At 66.4% G+C, this 18,447-nt stretch carries 6 protein-coding genes; all 6 read left to right on the top strand.

The genetic code is table 11. From position 1 onward, the window contains the following. The first annotated feature begins 30 nt into the window (after positions 1-30). The 6 genes from ACFPZN_RS20350 to ACFPZN_RS20325 all read left to right on the top strand — a co-directional run bounded on the left by ACFPZN_RS20350 (position 31) and on the right by ACFPZN_RS20325 (position 18,134). Complete coding sequence (locus tag ACFPZN_RS20350) at positions 31-1,401, top strand: three-helix bundle dimerization domain-containing protein (RefSeq protein ID WP_378283619.1); 1,371 nt, start codon at positions 31-33, stop codon at positions 1,399-1,401. 426 nt (positions 1,402-1,827) lie between these two features. Beyond that, on the top strand, positions 1,828-5,139 hold the full coding sequence (locus ACFPZN_RS20345) for a type ISP restriction/modification enzyme (RefSeq protein WP_378283618.1): 3,312 nt from the start codon (positions 1,828-1,830) through the stop codon (positions 5,137-5,139). 103 nt (positions 5,140-5,242) lie between these two features. Continuing rightward, complete coding sequence (locus tag ACFPZN_RS20340; RefSeq protein ID WP_378283617.1) at positions 5,243-5,710, top strand: hypothetical protein; 468 nt, start codon at positions 5,243-5,245, stop codon at positions 5,708-5,710. Positions 5,711-5,902: 192 nt separating this feature from the next. Then, a complete protein-coding gene (locus tag ACFPZN_RS20335) occupies positions 5,903-11,107 on the top strand; it encodes a DEAD/DEAH box helicase (protein WP_378283615.1) in 5,205 nt (1,734 codons plus the stop codon). Further along, complete coding sequence (locus ACFPZN_RS20330; RefSeq protein ID WP_378283614.1) at positions 11,107-14,028, top strand: helicase-related protein; 2,922 nt, start codon at positions 11,107-11,109, stop codon at positions 14,026-14,028. Before ACFPZN_RS20335 ends, ACFPZN_RS20330 begins: the two co-directional genes overlap by 1 nt. Beyond that, positions 14,025-18,134: an Eco57I restriction-modification methylase domain-containing protein gene (locus tag ACFPZN_RS20325; RefSeq protein ID WP_378283613.1), complete on the top strand. Its 4,110-nt coding sequence runs from the start codon at positions 14,025-14,027 to the stop codon at positions 18,132-18,134. Before ACFPZN_RS20330 ends, ACFPZN_RS20325 begins: the two co-directional genes overlap by 4 nt. The last annotated feature ends 313 nt before the right edge of the window (positions 18,135-18,447 follow it).

Below are 18,447 nucleotides of genomic sequence, written 5' to 3'. Positions count from 1 at the left end.
ATCATTCGGTCACCGGACCCGGAGGCGCTGATGCGTGTCGGCCCCCTGCGCGAAGAGCAGGCGATTCAGCAGGTCATCGATCGGATCACGGCGGACTACGCCGACTCCCGGCCCGCCGCCGACGTCGCGGACCTCGTCGCGTCCGCCCAGTCGAGATTCGACGGCCACCGCATCCGGGATTTCGTTCCCATCTTCGTCGAGAACATCGTCCGGCGGGAACTCGCCGAACCCGCCGAAGAAACCCAGGTGAACACCGAGGAAATTCCAGAAAAAGAGCCCACCGAACCGGACTCCCACCGTCGGCGGATCCCGATACCGCTCCCGCTGGCCAAGCCGCTCATCGCCGTGCTCGCCGCGATCGGCGTGGCCGTCGCCGCGGTGGTGGTCTACGTCTCCACCCAGGACGAAGAGCCCGACAAGCTCACCATCGTCCGAGGCGTCGTCGGCTCGGAGAAGCAAGCCTTCTTCAACGACCCCCAGGTAAAACAGGCACTGGCACGCCAAGGCATCGAAGTCAAAGTCGAACCGGCCGGCTCCCGGCAGATCGCCACGTCCATCGACCTCGGCAAGTACGACTTCGCCTTCCCCTCCAGCGCCCCGGCGGCCGACCGCATCCAGCGCCAGCGCGGCGTCAACGCCGAGTACACCCCGTTCTCCTCACCCATGGCGATCGCCACCTTCCAGCCGATCGCCGACCTCCTCGCCAAGGAGGGCATCGTCAAACGGGGCGCCACCTGGACCTTCAACGTAGGCCGCTACCTCGACCTCGTCTCAAGTGGCACCCAGTGGAAGGACCTGGAGGGCAACCGCGCCTACCCCGTCCGCCGCAACATCCTGGTCTCCACCACGGACCCGCGCACCTCCAACTCCGCGGCCATGTACCTGGCCATCACCGGCTACGTCGCCAACGGCAACTCCGTGGTCCAAGGCCCCGAGGCCGAACGCCGCGTCCTGCCGACCCTCTCCCCGCTCTTCCTGGGCCAGGGCTACACCGACAACTCCACCGAAGGCCCCTTCGAGGACTACCTGTCGATCGGCATGGGCAAGGCCCCACTGGTCTGCATCTACGAGGCCCAGTACGTAGGCGCCGCCATCCGCGGCCAGACCAAGCCCGGCATGGTCATGATGTACCCGTCGCCCACCGTCCTGTCCAAGCACACCCTCGTCCCGCTCAACCCTTCCGGCGACCGCGTAGGCCGCCTCCTCTCCACCGACCCCGCCCTCCAGAACCTCGCCGCCCGCCACGGCTTCCGCACCCGCGACCCCCAACAGTTCGCCCAGGTGGCCACCGAAAGCAAGGTCAGGGTCGCGTCCAACCTCATCGACGTCGTAGACACCCCCAGCTACGAAACCCTGGAAAACCTCCTGAACGGCATAGCCAACCAATACGGCCGCGCCTGACCTCGACCGGTCGGCACCAGGTTCGGCCAGGTATGACCGGGCCTGCTCGTCCGCCCCGCCTCCGGGCTCGATACGACCTTTGTCTTGAGCGTCGGATCCCGGCCGGCGGGGAGTCGGGTCCGGCGGCCCTCCCGGGGATCGCTCCTGGGCTACAGGACTCGGGGGTTCTGTTGCCTCGCCACCGCGATAATTTCCTGCCCGTGAAGATAGACGGGTGTGGCCACTCCGGACACCTGTGAAAAGACCGGAGTCGCAAGGTGGGCAATGGGTTCGGCGCAGGCACCGCTAACACGCTTGAGCCGACCTTTTGTGGCCATGGTCGCCCTTTGCTGCACAGGGCAGATCACACATCACATCTGGATGTTTCCGTCATTTGGATTCATCGTGAGGTGGTCCCGTCTCTGTAGGCAGCGCAATGGGGGGTCCATGGTCGCGAGGAGCACCCTTCCCGCATCGACGCTCACCGAGATCACCGAGGCCGTCGGCCGGTTCGGTGCCGAGGTCGGACCGAAGCTCCGCAACGGGTCGGGAGGAGCGGAAGATCAATTGCGGGGGCCCTTCGAACGGCTACTTGACGACCTTGGCCGCATCCTCGGCATCGATGTGCTGACCGTGGGGGAAGTGTCGTTGGCCGCGCTGGGCATCAGGCCCGATTACAGCGTCGACGTCGCGGGCGCCCACATCGGGTACGTCGAGCTCAAGGCTCCCGGGAAGGGTGTACCGACCACCTGGACGCCCACTTCCCGGGAACAGAAGCAATGGGACAAGCTGCGTCTGCTACCCAATGTCCTGTACTCGGATGGGCAACAGTACGCGGTGTACCGCTCGGGGGAACTCGTAGGCCGGGTCGCGCGCCTGGAGGGCGATATCCGACACGCCGACGGCAGGCTCGCGCCCGCCGGAGAAGAGTTCGCACGCGTCATAGCCGCCTTTCTCCTCTGGGAACCGGAAACGCCGCGCACCATCCCCCAACTCGTGCGTGCCGTGGCGAACCTCTGCCGCCTGCTGCGCGGTGAGGTAGCCGACGCGTTGCGCCGCGAGCGAGCGGGCGCTGAGCGGCAACCGGTCTTCGTCGGTCTGGTGGACGACTGGAGGGTCCTCCTCTTCCCCGAACTGAGCGACGAGCAGTTCGCGGATGCCTTCGCGCAGACCATCACCTTCAGCCTGTTGCTGGCGCGTGTGGACGGGATCGACTTCGCCGGCAAGCCACTGTCGGAGATCGCCCGTGAGCTCGGGAAGAAGCACTCGCTGATGGGAAAGGCGCTGAACGTCCTGACGGAGGGGACGGTCGAGGGCCACAGCATCGTGGTGACCACCATGCTGAGGGTCATCGGGGTCGTGGACTGGGATGCGCTGACCGATGGTTCGCGGGACGACTACCTCTATCTCTACGAGCGGTTCTTGGAGCACTACGACCGGGATCTGAGGCGGCAGAGCGGCTCGTTCTACACGCCTGACGAGGTTTCCGGGTTCATGGTGCGGTTCGCGGACGAGGTCCTGCGCACCCGGCTGGGCAGGGCGTACGGGCTGGCCAGCGACGATGTCACGATCATCGATCCCGCGATGGGCACCGGGACCTTCCTGCTGAAGATCGTTGATCAGGTGGCGGAGACCGTGTCACGGGAGGAGGGGAGCGAGGCCGTACCCTCGCAACTGCTCGCCCTCTTCGGACGCCTCATCGGCTTCGAGTTGCAGACCTGCCCCTTCGCCGTCGCCGAACTGCGCATGCACCAGGCGTTGAAGATCAGACACGGGACCGAGATCCCCGAACGGGAGGTCAGGTTCTTCGTCGCCGACGCTCTCGACAACCCCTACGCCGAACAGACCCAGATCGCCTCCACCTTGGAACCGATCGCCCGCTCGCGTCGCGAGGCCAATCGGGTCAAGCGCGAGACCGCAGTACGGGTCGTCATCGGCAACCCGCCCTACCGGGAACGCGCCAAAGGGCTCGGCGGGTGGGTCGAGCAAGGCGATCCGAACTCCGGGGAGGACGCCCCGCTCCAGCGTTTTCGCGCACCCGGCCAGGGCCGGTACGAGTACGTGCTGTCCAACCTCTACGTCTATTTCTGGCGGTGGGCGACCTGGAAGGTCTTCGACGCCCATCCGGAAGACTCCAGCGGGATCGTCGCCTTCATCACGCCGTCGTCGTTCACCACCGGTCCGGGTTACGCAGGAATGCGGGAGTATCTGCGGCGGACCGCCGACGAAGGCTGGATCATCGATCTGTCACCGGAGGGGCATCAGGCGCCGGTCAACACCCGTGTCTTCCCGGGAGTGCAACATCCGCTCTGCATCGCCGTCTTCGTGCGGCGAGGGACCGGGGATCCGGCGAGGCCAGCCAAGATCCGTCACATGTCGGTCGCCGGGCGCCGTACCGCCAAGTTCGCGCAGTTGAACGATGTGAGCCTGGCCGACTCGCGATGGCGGGAGTGTGGCGACGGATGGCAGGACAGGCTGGAGCCGGCGATCGATGACGCATGGGGACGTCATCCGCTGCTCGGCGACCTCATGCCGTGGCAGGCGCCGGGAGTGAAACCCAATCGGACGTGGGTGTACGCCCCGCTCCCCGAAACGCTCGCCGCCCGCTGGAAGCGCCTGACCGCGGCCCCGCCCGAGGATAAGCCCACCCTCTTCAAGGAGAGCGACTCGCGCAGAGTCGACAGTGTGGTGAGCAGTGCGCCGGGGTTCATCGATCACAATGGCTCGCTCCTGGCTGAGACCGGCCCTTGCCCGGGACCTGTCCGGATCGCCTACCGCTCGTTCGACCGGCAATGGACGGTACCGGATATTCGGCTGTTCGATCGGCCGCGCCCCGATCTGTGGCGTGTTCAGGGCGATAATCAATTGTTCGTAGTCGAGCAGCACAGACATAGGACTGGGCGCGGCCCGGGAGTGGTCTTCACCGCCCTGCTGCCGGACATGGACCACTTCATGGGGCACCACGGAGGACGTGTTCTGCCTCTCTACAGGGATTCGGCCGGCCTTGCCGCCAATCTTCCACCCAAGCTGTGCACCGTCCTCGCAGAGCGGCTCGGCATGCGCGTCACCGCTGAGGATGTGCTGGCCTACGTTGCCGCAGTAGTTGCGCATCCCGGCTATACCGAGCGCTTCACGAAGGAGCTGGCCACGCCCGGCATCCGGGTACCGATGGCCGCGGACGCCGAAGTCTGGCTTGAAGCCGTGGCCATTGGTCGTGAAGTGCTATGGCTTCACACGTACGGTGAACGGTTCCACGATCACAATGCCGGACGTCCACTGGGCTCACCGAGATTGCCGGACGAAGAGCGCCCCCGCGTTGTCGTCAGGATTCCCGGCGAACCGGCGGGGATGCCCGAGAAGATCGACTACGACCCGGACAGGCGCACGCTGAATGTGGGAGACGGACGGATCTCTCCGGTCGCCCCTCGGGTGTGGGAGTACGAGGTGTCCGGGATGAGGATCGTCAAGAAGTGGTTCGACTACCGCCGGCGGGAGCCTGCCGGACGCCGTTCCTCTCCGCTGGACGACATCAATCCGGAGCGCTGGCCGGCGAAGTTCACCACGGAACTGCTCGAACTGCTCAACGTGCTCGGTCGCTGTGCAGCCCTGGAGCCCGCCCAGGCGCAACTGATGGATCGGATCGTCTCGTCCCCTCTGATCACGACCGATCACTTGGCGGCGGAAGGCGTTCTACCCGTTTCGGCCAAAGAACGGAAGCCCGTACGCTCCACACGATCGGACGCGCAGACCATGTTCTGAGCGGAGCACTCTTGACCCTGCGCATGTTCGATGGCGGTGACCCCTACGCTCTCTTCGGCGGCCTCAGGGCCGAGTGTCCTCCAGTCGATGAAGCGAGCCTCCGTTGAGCGATGACGTACTTTCGGTGATCCCGACCGACCCGCACTGGCAACCGGATCGGCCCGCGGCGGACCGGGCGGTAGCGCTGGTGACCCAGATGGCTCCAGGTTTGCCGGACGGAACGGACGTCGAGATCGACGTCATCTGGCACGACGCCGTCACCGTCGTCGATGCCGGCGAGAATCTGGAGAAGATCGTTTGCTCGCTGTGCGGTGCGTCGATCGATCTCGGATGGTGGGCCGACCTCCTCGAAGCCCATTGCGAAAGCGGCTTCGCGACGCTTGCCGTGGAGGTTCCCTGCTGCGGTGGTGAGACGTCGCTGGAGTTGCTGGGATACGAGTGGCCGTGTGGTTTCGCGCGCTTCGAGATCGCCATTTGGAACCCCGAGCGCAGCTGGTTCGACGCAGGGGAACTGGCCGTCCTCGCAAGCGTGATCGGGCATCCCCTACGCCAGGTCAGAGCCCATATCTGACGCAATGCCGACGGCGACGTCGCAGGGAGGCACCCGGTTTACCGCGGCGGGTCGGATGACCACGGTGGGCCAGTGATCCACGGCCATGACCGAGTGGGTCAGGGATTCGTGATAGGACCTCCTGACACGGGGTGTGGTCCGGGTGGCACGATGGCGTGACGGGCCGCAGCGGTACAGGGGAGGAGACCGGGGATGGACGTCTTCGGGGTGCACGAACGGTTGATCGACGACTACTCCGCGTTCACCTCGTCTCTCGTCCAGGTCCGTGACCCGGAGATCGCCGCGCATCTGCGCCAGGAGAAGGCGGAGAAGGTCCGCTGGCCTGACCCGTGGCTGTCGCTCAACCCGAACTTCGAGCCCGGCGGCACCGTCACCGACCTGGTACGGCAGGAAGTACTGCATCCTTTCTGCGATCGGTTCTTCCGTGCCAAGGACGGCCCGGACGACCCCGGCTCCCGGACGCTCACGCTGCATCGGCATCAGCGCGAGGCCATCGACGCGGCTCGGAGCGGGGAGAGCTACGTGCTCACCACCGGCACAGGGTCGGGCAAGAGCCTCACCTACATCGTCCCGATCGTTGATTCCGTGCTGCGTGACCCCGAGCCGGGCCGGATCAAGGCGATCGTCGTCTACCCCATGAACGCGCTCGCCAACAGCCAGAAGCACGAGCTGGAGAAGTACCTCAACTGGGGACTGGCGACCACCGACCGCCCCGTGTCGTTCGCCCGGTACACCGGCCAGGAGGACGAGGAGGAGCGCGACAGGATCCTGCGCCGCAAGCCCGACATCCTGCTGACCAACTACGTGATGCTGGAGTACCTGCTCACCAGGCCGGCCGAGCGCCAGCAGCTCATCGGCGCCGCCCAGGGCCTCCGCTTCCTGGTTCTGGACGAGCTGCACACCTACCGGGGCAGGCAGGGCTCCGATGTGGCGATGCTCGTGCGCAGGCTTCGCGACGCGTGCGAGACGCCGAACCTGCAGTGCGTCGGGACGTCGGCCACGATGGCCACCAGTGCGACGTTCGGCGAGGCTCAGGTCAAGGTCGCGAGTGTGGCGAGCCGGCTGTTCGGTACGTCCGTGAAGCGTGAACGGGTCATCGGGGAGACGCTGCGCCGGGCGACGAGCCGGTCGGAGTCGGCCAGGGCCGAACTGCGCGCCGGCATGGAGACGGCGCTGGCGGGCGGTACCAGAGGCCATGCCGAGCTTGCGGATGACCCCCTTGCGGGCTGGATTGAGACGACCTTCGGTCTCGCCTACGAGCAGGAGAGCCGCCGACTGATCCGGCAGCGTCCTCGTACCCTGCCGGATGCGGCGGAGGAGTTGGCGAAGTCCACCGAAGAGCCGGTCGAACGCTGCCTGAAAGCGATCGAGGCGACGCTGCAGGAGGGCGCACGTGCCCGGCACCCGGAGACGGGCTGGCCTCTCTTCGCCTTCCGCCTGCATCAGTTCCTGTCCAAAGGCGACACGGTCTATGTCAGCCTGGAGACCGAGAACGAGCGGCATATCACCAGCCAGTACCAGATCAGCGTGCCCGGCCACCGTGACAAGATCTTGTTGCCGCTCGCGTTCTGTAGAGAGTGCGGCCAGGAATATCTCGTTGTCGCGCGCGAGAAGCGCTCCGACGGTGTGTTCTACTCACCACGGCAGGAGCAGGACGCTGCCGGAGGGGATACGGCGAACGGCTATCTCTATTTGTCCTCCGATCACCCGTGGCCCGTCCAGGACCCGATCGGCGCCGGCAGGCTTCCCGATTCCTGGTACGACACCGGGGATGACGGTGAGCCCTACGTTCTGCCGCGGTTGCGCGACCATTTGCCGCAAGAGGTGTGGCTGGGAATGGACGGCGGTGAATGCCCACCCGGTGACGGACTGCGGGCCGCCTATTTCTCCACCCCGTTCCGTTTCTGCTTGCGCTGCCGGGTCTCCTACACCCAGACGCGCGGCAAGGACTTCGCCAAACTGGCCTCCTACGCCGCGGAGGGGCGCAGTTCGGCCGTCTCGGTGATCAGTTCCAGCATCGTGCGCAGTCTGCGGACGCAGGAGCGGCTCAGTGACGAGGCCAAGAAGCTGCTCACCTTCGTCGACAACCGGCAGGACGCCAGCCTCCAGGCGGGTTTCTTCAACGACTTCGTCCAGGTCACGCAGGTTCGTGGAGCGCTGTACCAGGCCGCGCTCGCCGCGGGGGAGCAGGGGCTGACACACGAAACGGTCGCGCAGGCCGTCGAGAACGCGCTCGGGCTGGAGATGGAGGCGTTCGCCCAGAACCCGGGCGTGAAGTTCAGCCAGAAGGAGAACGTCAAGCGGGCCCTGCGGCAGGTGCTCTCCTACCGTCTCTACGCCGATCTCGAACGGGGCTGGCGGGTCACGATGCCCAACCTCGAGCAGACCGGCCTCATCCGCTTCGACTATGTCGACCTCGCGGAGATCGCCGCGGACGAGGAGTGCTGGGAGGGCACCCACCAGGTGCTCCGCGACGACGAGCCCGCCCATCGCGAGGCGCTGGCGAACATCCTGCTGGACGAGATGCGGCGTGCGTTGGCGGTGGACATCGAGTTCCTCACGCAGGAGGGATTCGAGCGCGTCCAGCAACTGTCCGATCAGCTGCTCCTCGGTCCGTGGGCGCTTCCGCACGGTGAGCCGAGGATCCCGGCCCGCACCGTCTACGCGTGCCCGTCCGGCGCGGGTGGGAGCCGTGACAGCGTCCACTTCACAGGACGCAGCGCCATCGGACGCTTCCTCCGCAAGCCGCAGGAGTTCGCCGGTCTCCGGACCGCACTGACCGTGGCCGACGCCCAGGAGATCATCACCGACCTGCTGAAGGTCCTGGAGAAGTTCGGGCTCCTGTCGATCGTGATGGAGAACCGCGAAGGACTGCCCGGCTACCGCCTGAAGGCGTCCTCCCTCATCTGGAGGAGCGGCGACGGGAAGAGCGGCGCGCCCGATCCTCTGCGGAAGGTCGTCGATCCTGAGGCGGACATCCGGGTGAACGAGTTCTTCCGCGACCTCTACCGGGAGACCGCAGTCCAGCTCACCGGACTGGAGGCGCGCGAGCACACCGCACAGGTCCGCAACGAGGACCGGATGCAGCGCGAGCTGGATTTCCGTGAGGGACGGCTCCCTCTGCTCTACTGCTCGCCCACGATGGAGCTCGGTGTCGACATCGCGACCCTCAACGCCGTCGGAATGCGCAACGTCCCGCCCACCCCGGCGAACTACGCGCAGCGTTCGGGCCGGGCGGGGCGCAGCGGCCAGCCCGCGTTGGTGACCACCTACTGTTCGACGGGCCGTGCGCACGACCAGTACTACTTTCGCCGTTCCCACCTCATGGTGGCGGGCAGCGTTCAGCCTCCTCGGCTCGATCTGACCAACGAGGACCTCCTGCGTTCCCACGTCCACGCGATCTGGCTGGCGGAGACCGGCGCCTCACTGCAGACCCGGATGGGGCAGGTCCTCGACATCTCCGGTGAGGACCCGACGCTGGACGTCCTGCCGCACCTGGAGGAGCAGTTCGCGGACGAGGCCGCCCGCAGGAAGGCCGTCCGGCGGGCGCTCGCGGTTCTCGACGACCTCTCCGCCGTGTCCGCCGACCAGCCGTCGATCAAGGACTCTTCGTGGTGGTACGAGGAGTGGGTCCACGACGTCGTCCGCGGCGCGGCGGAGCGTTTCCACGCCGCGTGCGAGCGGTGGCGCGAGCTCTACCTGGCCGCACTGGCCGAGCAGCGGGAGCAGAACCGCCGGGTCCTGGACCACTCGACCAATCCCAAGGCGAGGCAGCAGGCCCAGCGGCGCCGCATGGACGCGGAGAACCAGCTCAAGCTCCTCAAGAACGAGGATTCCGAGCAGCAGTTCAGCGACTTCTACACCTACCGCTACTTCGCCTCCGAAGGGTTCCTGCCCGGCTACTCGTTCCCGCGGCTTCCCTTGGCGGCCTATATCCCAGGGGAACGCCGGCGCGGCGCCTACATCCAGCGGCCACGCTTCATCGCCATCGGAGAGTTCGGCCCCGGCGCGCTCATCTATCACGAGGGCGCCCGGTACCAGGTCAGCAGCGTTCAGGTCCCTGCCGGGGCCGAGGCCGGGGAGGTGGGCACGACCGAGGCGCGCATCTGCGGGTCGTGCGGCTACTGGCATTCCCGGCAGGCGGGTGTCGACCGTTGCGAGGAGTGCGATGCCGAACTCGGCGGGGTGCTGCCCGGCATGATGCATCTCCAGACGGTGCACACAGTGCGCCGCCAGCGGATCTCCTCCGACGAGGAGGAGCGCCGCCGCGCCGGGTTCGACCTCCAGACGGTCTACCGGTTCAGCAGCCACGGCTCCCGTCCCGGCCGGTTGCACGCCGAGATCGAGGGGGCGGACGGGGAGCCGCTGGCCGACCTGGTGTACGGGGACGCCGCCGCCATCCGCGTGATCAACCGGGGGCGCCGCCGCCGCAAGGACCCCAGCGACGTCGGCTTCTGGCTCGATCCCATCCGGGGCCGCTGGCTGAGCGAGACGCGCGCCGCCGACCTCACCCCCGATGACGCCGAGCTCGGGTCGCTCCAGGACGCGGTGCGCGCGGTGAAGGTCGTGCCCTTCGTCGAGGATCACAAGAACATCTGCGTCTTCAGGTTCGGTCGCCGGGTCTCGAGGGCTGAGGCGGTCACGCTTCAGTACGCCCTCGAACGGGGCATGGAGGCCTACTTCCAGTTGGAGGACGCCGAACTCAGCAGCGAGTGCCTGCCGGACGCCGACGACCGCGGCCGGATGCTCTTCGTGGAGAGCGCCGAGGGAGGGGCCGGGGCACTCCGCCGACTGCACGACGACCCCGAGGTCCTCGCCGAGGTGGCCAAGACCGCCCTGCAGATCATCCATATCGATCCGGTCGACGGCTCGGACAGGGGCTCGGCCCCCGGCGCCCGTGAACGCTGTGAGCGGGGCTGCTACGACTGCCTGCTGTCGTACAGCAACCAGGGTTTCCACCAGCTCATCGACCGGCATGCCGTCGTCGGGCTGCTCACCGAGCTGGCGGCCTCCTACACGCATGGGCGCCGTGCCCAGACCGGCACCCGCGAGGAGCACGCTGGAAGCCTGTCGGACGCCTCGGGCAGCGAGCTGGAACGCCGATTCCTCTCCTTCCTCAAGCAAAGCGACTATCGTCTGCCCGACGAGGCACAGACGCTGGTCCATGACGCTCTGGCCCGTCCCGACTTCGTGTATCACCTGGGTGCGGGCTCGGTGGCGGTGTTCATCGACGGTCCGCACCACGGGCACGACGCCGTCTGGGAGCGCGATGTGCAGGCGGAGGGGCGGTTGCTGGACCTGGGATGGCTGGTGATCCGTTTCAGCTATGACACGGAGTGGAGCGAGATCGTGAACAAGTACCCCAGCGTGTTCGGTCCCGGCCGGGGCAACCGCTGATGGGCGCGACGGGGTACGCGCCGGGTTCGCTGATCGCCGCCCGGGGCCGCGAATGGGTGGTCGTGCCCGACGCTTCCAGCAGCTCCGCCAACGGCTCCGGGGGCCCCGGGGGGTTCATCGTCGCGCGTCCCCTGAACGGTGACACCGAGTTCACCACGGGGCTGTTCGCCGACGAGGTCGAGCCGGCCAGCTTCCCCCGGCCGACGGCCGATCACCGGGAGATCGGTGACAGCGTTGCCGCCGAGCTGCTGCGCACGGCGATGCGGATCGGTTTCACCTCGGCGGCCGGGCCCTTCCGATCCCTCGCCGCCATCGCCGTGGAGCCCCGGCAGTACCAGCTGCTGCCGCTGCTGCTCGCGCTGCGGATGGACGTCGTGCGGCTGCTCATCGCCGACGACGTCGGTATCGGCAAGACCATCGAGGCGTCCCTCATCGCCAAGGAGCTCCTCGAGCAGGGCGAGGCCGAGCGCATGACCGTCCTGTGCTCGCCCGCCCTGGCCGAGCAGTGGCAGGACGAGCTGCGCGAGAAGTTCGCCATCGACGCCGAGCTCGTCCTGCCGTCCACGGTGGCCAAGCTGCAACGGCAGGCGGGCCTGCGCGCCGACGAATCGCTGTTCGACCGACACCCCTACACGGTGGTCTCCACCGACTTCATCAAGTCGCCGCAGCGTAGGGCGCAGTTCCTGCGGACCTGCCCCGAGCTGGTCATCGTGGACGAGGCGCACACCTGCGTCCCGGCGGGCGGCACCGGGGCCAGCCTCCGCCAGTTGCGTTTCGATCTGCTCGCCGAGCTCGCCAAGGACCCCGACCGCCATCTGATCTTGGTCACCGCCACTCCGCACAGCGGCAAGGAGGGTGCCTTCCGGGATCTGATCGGCCTGCTCGATCCGGAGCTGGAGACGGTCGACCTGGAGACCGAGAAGGGTCGCGACCGGCTGGCCCGGCACTATGTGCAGCGCCGCCGCCGCGACATCCGTCGCTACCTGGACGAGGAGACGCGCTTCCCCAACGACCGCCAGCTGCGGGAGGTGGCGTACGAGCAGACCAGCGACTACGCCGACCTCATGCGCAGGGCGCTGGCGTACGCCCGGGACACCGTCGTCGACGACACCGGAGCCGTGCGCCGCCAGGTGCGCTGGTGGTCGGCCCTGGCGCTGCTGCGTTCGGTGGCCTCCTCGCCCCGCGCCGCCGCCCAGACGTTCGTCACCCGTTCCGCAGCGGCGGCCGCCGAGACGGAGGCGGAGGCCGAGGCGCTGGGGGCGGCCCGCGTCCTGGACCGGATCGACGACGACGCGTACGAGGGCATGGACGTCATCCCCGGCGCCGACGACGAGGAACTGCCCAAGTCCGCCCGCGACCGGCTGCGGGCCATGGCCAAGGTCGCCGAGGAGTTGGAGGGGGCGGAGCGGGACGCCAAGCTCGCCAAGCTGATCGTGGAGGTCAAGGGCCTCATCGCGAGCGGCTACGACCCCATCGTCTTCTGTCGCTACATTCCGACCGCGGAGTACGTCGCCGAGCATCTGGGCAAGGCGCTGGGCCGCAAGGCGAAGGTCGACTCGGTCACCGGCAAGCTCCCGCCGGCCGAACGCCTCGCCCGCATCAAGGAGCTGACCGACCAGAAGGGACGGCACGTCCTGGTCGCCACCGACTGCCTGGCCGAGGGCGTCAACCTCCAGGAGCACTTCCAGGCGGTCGTGCACTACGACCTGGCCTGGAACCCGACCCGGCACGAGCAGCGGGAAGGCCGCGTCGACCGGTTCGGGCAGCGCAGCAAGCAGGTCCGGGCCATCACCCTCTACGGGCTCGACAACGGGATCGACGGGGTCGTCCTGGACGTGCTGATCCGCAAGCACGCGACCATCGCCAAGCAGACCGGTGTCGCCGTTCCCGTGCCCGAACGCAACGACACCGTCGTGCAGGCCCTCGTCGAAGGGCTGCTGCTGCGCAAGGAGGATCCCGAGCAGCTCGCCTTCGATTTCGAGGTCGGCCAGAGCCGCGACCAACTGCACCGCGATTGGGAGAGCGCGGCGGCGCGCGAGTCGAAGGTGCTCACCAAGTACGCCCACTCCGGTGCCAAGGAGCTGGACGAGGTGCGGCAGGAGGCCACCGAAGTCCGTACCGCCCTCGGCCGCCACACGGACGTGTCGAAGTTCGCCCGGGAGTCGTTGGCTGCCCTCGGTGGGGCGGTGCAGGTCCGGGAGGACGGCTTCACCGTCCAGACCCAGGGCCTTCCCGTCGGGGTGCGCCACTCGCTCGGCCTGATCGGGGCGGCCGACGACGAGGCGAAGGCGCCGGAGCTGGTCTTTCGGCACGACCTGCCGGTGAAGTCGGGGGAGCACGCGCTCGTCCGGACGGATCCGCGCGTGGTCGCCCTGGCCCGCTACGTCGTGGACGCCGCCCTCGACCCGGAGATCAAGGACAAGGAACGGCCCGCCCGCCGCTGCGGCGCCATCCGCACCCGCGCCGTCCCGGTCCGGACGACTCTGCTGCTGGTCCGCTACCGGTTCCACCTCACCCTGCCGGGGCGGGGGAAGACCAGGGCGCTCGTCGCCGAGGACGCCCAGGTCGTGGCCTACCGGTCGGGTGCGAACGGCCGCGAGTGGCTGACCGAGGAGGAGGTCACCGCCTTGCTGGGCGCCTCACCGGATGCCAATGTCCTGCCCGAGCTCGTCCAGCAGGCTGTGGAGAGGTCGCTCGCTGACCTGGGCGAGCAGCCGGGCCCGGGTGAACCCGCGCCACCGGATTCGGTGCAGGCCGACCTGGACGCCCGAGGCCATGACCTCGCGGACAGTTTGGCCAAGGCGCACCGGAGGGTACGCGCCTCGGTGGGCGCGATCCGCCGCGGCCTCAAGGTCACTCCGCACGATCACGCGGACGTGCTCGGCGTCTACGTCTACCTTCCGGCCGGAGGTGCCCGGTGACCGGATCGTCGTACATGGCCGTCAGCCTTGAAGGCGGTCTACTCTCCGCCGACCTGCTCGAGCGGATCAGGGTCGCGGACCGGCAGCTTCCCGGAAACCGTTCCGAGGACTACCACCTGGCCGCCGGTGAACGCATCGGCGAGGCGGCCAGCCGTAAGTGGGACTACCTGAAGGGCGCCTACCGGACCTTCCGCGACCGCCTCGAAGCCCTGCCCGAGTCCGACCCGGCCACCTCCGAGACCCGCGAACGCTGGCTGCTGCGCCTGTTCGACGAGCTCGGCTTCGGGCGGCTCACCTACCTCAGGGGCGGGATCGCCGCCGGGGAAGCGAGCTATCCGATCTCGCACCAGTGGGGCGACCATGTCACCGTCCACCTGCTTGGCTGGCACACCGATCTCGACCGCCGCGTGCCCGGCGCCAAGGCGCAGGCCGCGCGGGCCCCGCAGTCGATGGTGCAGGAGTTCCTCAACACCAGCGACGCCCACCTGTGGGGCGTGCTGTCCAACGGGCGGGTGCTGCGCATCCTGCGCGACTCGACCGCCCTGGTCGGCTCCGCGTACGTGGAGTTCGACCTGGAGGCGATCTTCGAGGGGGACCTCTATCCGGACTTCCTCCTGCTGTTCGCCCTGCTGCACTCGTCCCGCTTCGAGCTTCTGCCTCGCGACGACGGCGGCGAGCCCACGGTGGCGGACTGCTGGCTGGAACGCTGGCAGGCCCACACCATCGAGACCGGGATCCGGGTTCGTGAGCGGCTGCGTCAGCAGGTCGAGTACGCCCTGAATGAGCTTGGTACGGGGTTCATGGAGGTCAACCCCGGCCTGCGCGAGGACCTGGCGGCCGGACGGCTGACCCGCGAGGACTTCCGGCACGAGCTGCTCCGCCTCGCCTACCAGCTGATCTTCCTGTTCGTCGCCGAGGACCGGGGGGCGCTGCTCCTGCCCGATCCGCCGGACGCGACCCCCGAGCAGCGCGAAGCGTTCAAGGCCGCCCGGGACCGCTACGCGGACTATTTCTCCGTCGACCGGCTGCGCCGCATCGCCTCCCGCCGCCGGGGAGACCGCCACACAGACCTGTGGCGCACCCTGGTGCTGGTCCTGGACGCCCTCGGCACGGATGACGGACGTCCCGAGCTGGCCCTTCCCGCACTCGGCGGCCTGTTCTTCCGCGCGGGCGACCCGCTCGCCGATGCCGCCCTGGCACCCGACCTGCTGCGCGTCTGCGAGCTGACCAACCAGCGCCTGCTCTCCGCGATCCGCAAGATGTCGACGTTCCGGGACAACAAAGGTGTTGAGCATCGCATCGACTACCAGCACCTCGACGCCGAGGAACTCGGCAGCGTCTACGAGTCCCTCCTGGAACGCGAGCCCCAAATTGATGGAGCCGAGCCCCGCTTCTGGCTGGAGAAGCTGCCAGGGAACCAGCGCAAGACCACGGGCTCGTACTACACGCCCACGGCGCTCATCGACGAGCTGCTGAAGACCACCCTCGATCCGATCATCGAAGAGTACGCGAGATCAGGAGACCCCGAGAACCTCCTGAACATCACCGTCTGCGACCCGGCCTGTGGCTCCGGCCATTTCCTCGTCGCCGCCGCCCGCCGCATCGCCAAAAAATATGCCGCGATGCAGCACGGCGACGAGGAGCCGACGCCGGCCGCCATCCGCGAGGCGATGCACAAAGTCGTCGGCAAGTGCGTCTACGGCGTGGACCTCAATCCGATGGCCGCCGAACTGGCCAAGGTCTCCCTCTGGCTGGAGTCCTTGCAGCCAGGCCGCCCCCTCGCGTTCCTGGACTCCCACATCAAGGTCGGCAACTCGCTCCTGGGCACGACGCCCAAGCTGCTGCTCAAGGGCATCCCGGACGAGGCGTACAAGCCCATCGGCGACGACAACAAGAAGATCGCCACCCAGCTCCGTAAGGAGAACGCGGCCGAACGCGGCGGCCAGCTAGAGGTAGAAGACTCCCTCTTCGATCTGCCGCAGGCCCCGGAGACCAACGAGCCTCTCACGCAAGAGGCCACCGCCCTCAACCGGATGCGCATCGGCTCCGTCTCGGACATTCGTGAGCAGGCCCGCCGCTTCCACGAATTCCAGGCTTCCCCAGACCTGCTCCGCCGCAAGCACATCGCCGACGCCTGGTGCGCCGCCTTCGTCTGCCACAAGGACGAGAACTCTCCCCGCGCCATCACCTCGGCCACCCTCAAGATCATGGACGGCGATGAGGGGACAGGGAGGCTCTACCCCAGGGCCGTGCTTACTCCCGAGCTGGAGGCCGAACTCAACGACCTCACCCGCCGCTACCAGTTCTTCCACTGGCACCTGGAGTTCCCCGACATCTTCCGTGTCGGCGCTCCCGACGCACGCGACGAGAACCCCGACACCGGCTGGAGAGGCGGCTTCGACTGCGTCCTCGGCAACCCGCCCTGGGAAAAGGTCGAACTGAAGGAACAAGAGTTCTTTACCGCCCGTCGCGATGACATTGCCAACGCGTCCAACGCGAACGCCCGAAAGAATCTCATCCAGGAGTTGGGCACGAGCGACGAGCCGAGTGACCAGGCGCTGTACCTCGATTACCAGTATGAACTACGGCAGACAGCGGGCTGGAGCCAACTACTCCGTGGATCTGGTCGATACCCCTTGACCGGGCAGGGGCGCCTGAACACATATGCGGTCTTTGCCGAGACCGCGCGAGTTATTATCGGGCCACGAGGACGTAGCGGTCTTGTCCTTCCGACGGGCATCGCAACGGATGCGACCACGGCCCCATTCTTCGGCGACCTGGTAAGGAAGAGCAAGCTTGCGGCCTTCTTGGAGTTCGAAAACGAGGAGTTTCTTCTCAGTAAGGATGTCCATCACAGCTTTCGGTTTTGCTTGTTGAGTGTCGCTGGCCGGAACTCTCAGATCAGCCAGGCGGAGTTCGCGTTCGGATCTAGGCGCATCTCGGATATTGATAACCGTCGCTTTACAATGCCTCCTGAGGATATTCTTATTCTCAATCCAAATACTGGGACGGCGCCGCTATTTCGCTCTCGAAGAGATGCTCAGATTACGCTTGGCATCTATCGTCGACTGCCAGTTCTTTGGCAGGAGCGACCGCGTAGCAACCCGTGGAATATCTCTTTTATGCAGGGCCTTTTCAACATGGCGGGCAGTTCAGGGTTGTTTAAAACCAGGGACATGTTGGAGATGGAAGGATGGAAACTTAGGGGAAACATTTTTACCCGCAATAATGAGCGCATGCTGCCACTATATGAAGCAAAAATGATTCATCACTTTGATCATAGATTGGGTACCTATGAAGGTCAAAGTGATGCTCAGGCCAATATGGGAACGCTGCCGCGCCTAGATTCGACTGAAAAGAAAGATCCAGGACGTCTTGTGTTGCCTCGCTATTGGATCGATCAAAGTGATGTCGCCAAGCGTCTTCATGGCCGTTGGGATAGAGGGTGGCTGATTGGTTGGCGCGACATTGCCCGCAGCACGGATGAGCGGACAATGATCTGCACCTCACTGCCCCTAGTGGCCGTAGGGCACAAGCTGCCACTCTTCTTTTCGCCTACTAACCCCTGCTATTTGCAGGCAAATTTCAGTAGCTATATATTTGACTATGTGTGTCGACAAAAATTGGCTGGCACTTCGGTTTCCTTTTTCACTCTCAAGCAGTTGCCGGTCGTTTCTCCGGAAGCTTATGGCCGTCCCGCGTGCTGGGACATGGAAATACCATTGGGTGAATGGGTTGTAAATCGCGTCAAAGAATTGGGATATACGTCATGGGATCTAAAACCTCTCGCCGAAGAAATTGGCGACTTGGGTAGTCCCTTCTCGTGGGATGGGCAGCGGCGGTTTAATATGCGGGCGGAATTGGATGCTGCCTATTTTCATCTCTACGGTGTCGCGAGAGATGATATCAGTTTTATAATGGACAGCTTTGGGGCGTTCCAGCGTAACGATCCTGAGCGATTTGCCCGTACGAAGGCGTTGATTCTGGAGGTATACGACGCCATGGCGCGGGCGATTGAGACGGGCGAGCCGTACAAGACGATTCTGGATCCCCCTCCGGGGGAGGGACCTCGCCACCGGGATACGCGTACTTGGTCGGCCTCATAGACCCTTGGCCCTGAGAAGGCGGAGTTCTACTCAGGGCTGTGGGGTAGCGAGGTCTCCTCGGTGGAAATCCGACTGGATGCTCTGGAGAAGAGCCCTCCACTCTGGAGGAGGGTTCGATGACAGGGCAGGGGCTGGACGTTGCGTACTCCGAACGAATCATCGGCCGCGCAGGCCACTTAACGCATTTGCCCTTGGGTTGCTGTGGTGCGACTCGTGTCAGCCAAGGTAGTTCATGCTTATCTTTGGGGCCTGTTGATCGGTCGGCTCAGCGGTCCTGAGGCAGGCGAACTAGCCTCAGGACCGTGAGAGGGGA

This window comes from Actinomadura rugatobispora (genome assembly GCF_042656285.1).
Classification (GTDB): domain Bacteria; phylum Actinomycetota; class Actinomycetes; order Streptosporangiales; family Streptosporangiaceae; genus Spirillospora; species Spirillospora rugatobispora.
The sequence above is the reverse complement of the archived record's forward strand: the minus strand, read 5'-3'. Positions and strand labels throughout refer to the sequence as shown.

Excerpts from the sequence above, each read along its gene's own strand:
- ACFPZN_RS20350 (WP_378283619.1), top strand. The coding sequence starts at position 31 with ATGCGTGTCGGCCCCCTGCGCGAAGAGCAGGCGATTCAGCAGGTCATC.
- ACFPZN_RS20345 (WP_378283618.1), top strand. The coding sequence starts at position 1,828 with ATGGTCGCGAGGAGCACCCTTCCCGCATCGACGCTCACCGAGATCACC.
- ACFPZN_RS20335 (WP_378283615.1), top strand. The coding sequence starts at position 5,903 with ATGGACGTCTTCGGGGTGCACGAACGGTTGATCGACGACTACTCCGCG.
- ACFPZN_RS20330 (WP_378283614.1), top strand. The coding sequence starts at position 11,107 with ATGGGCGCGACGGGGTACGCGCCGGGTTCGCTGATCGCCGCCCGGGGC.